This is a genomic window from Vibrio sp. Vb0667, from assembly GCF_033391095.1.
This window is the reverse complement of sequence record NZ_JAWPOL010000403.1, coordinates 1-1,038: the sequence shown is the minus strand read 5'-3', so window position 1 is coordinate 1,038 and position 1,038 is coordinate 1. Positions and strand designations below refer to the sequence as shown.

Below are 1,038 nucleotides of genomic sequence, written 5' to 3'. Positions count from 1 at the left end.
CAGAAAACCGAAAAATAGTCTTGTTCATGGAATCTCTCTTAAACTAGGTGAAGTCGAACGAATACCGTTAGGCCAGCGACGGCCATAAATACACAGGTCGCCACAATAGAGCGCTTAGACAAACGGCCCATGCCACAAATGCCGTGTCCGCTAGTACATCCGTTACCCAGTCTGGTCCCGATTCCTACCAATAAACCAGCGGCAATCACCATCCCTAAAGAAAGGTTCGCGGTACTAGGAACCGCAACGCCCAACATCAGAACGCTAATCAAGCCACCAGCTATCATTCCAACCGCAAAAAGCAATCGCCACGAATAATCGCCTTTTTTCGGTGACATAATGCCATTCATAATTCCACTTATTCCGGCAATTTTACCGTTAACCAACAACAATATAGTGGCGGAGATCCCTAACAAAATGCCACCAAACAACGATTCCCATGGAATAACGTTTAACATTATTTACCTCTAAAATCTTAGCTACGAATTAGTTACAGAAAACGCCATGAAGCGCTTTAATTAATGACTCAACTCTCGGTTCTGACAACGAATAAAACACTTGCTGTGATGCCTTACGAGCCGTGATCAATTTGTGCTTGCGAAGCACCGTTAAGTGCTGTGAAAAGGCGGATTGGCTAAGGAACGAGTTCTTTTGCAGTTCCCCAACACCAACTTCACCTTGGGTCAGTTGGCACAACACCATTAGCCTTTCCGGATGTGCCATTACTTTTAGGAGATCAGCAGCTTCATTGGCATTGCCTTTCATTGCTGCTACATCCATATCTGTATAGCTCATGACTCACCTCTACATTAAAAACTAAATTAGATATTACTAAAACAATATCTTTAGTCAACACTAAATTAGCAATTGTGAATTTAGATAAATTAACATTAGACATTTCTAATTTAGTTAATTATAGTGATGAACATCAAAGGATGGCGTTCTCAGTTTGAGAGTACGAAGGAGAAGAGTTATGACGTTAGAAAATGCAGTACGAATTTTTGCAGGCACGATGGTATTGGTCTCGGCCATACTAAC

At 41.8% G+C, this 1,038-nt stretch carries 2 protein-coding genes; both read right to left on the bottom strand.

The window, feature by feature from the left end; genetic code table 11:
- Positions 1 to 38: 38 nt before the first annotated feature.
- Positions 39 to 458 carry a YeeE/YedE family protein gene (locus R8269_RS26235; protein ID WP_005394547.1) on the bottom strand — a complete coding sequence of 140 codons (420 nt, stop codon included), beginning with the start codon at positions 456 to 458 and terminating at the stop codon, positions 39 to 41.
- 28 nt (positions 459 to 486) lie between these two features.
- A complete protein-coding gene (locus tag R8269_RS26230; protein ID WP_005460911.1) occupies positions 487 to 795 on the bottom strand; it encodes an ArsR/SmtB family transcription factor in 309 nt (102 codons plus the stop codon).
- Between the last annotated feature and the right edge of the window lie 243 nt (positions 796 to 1,038).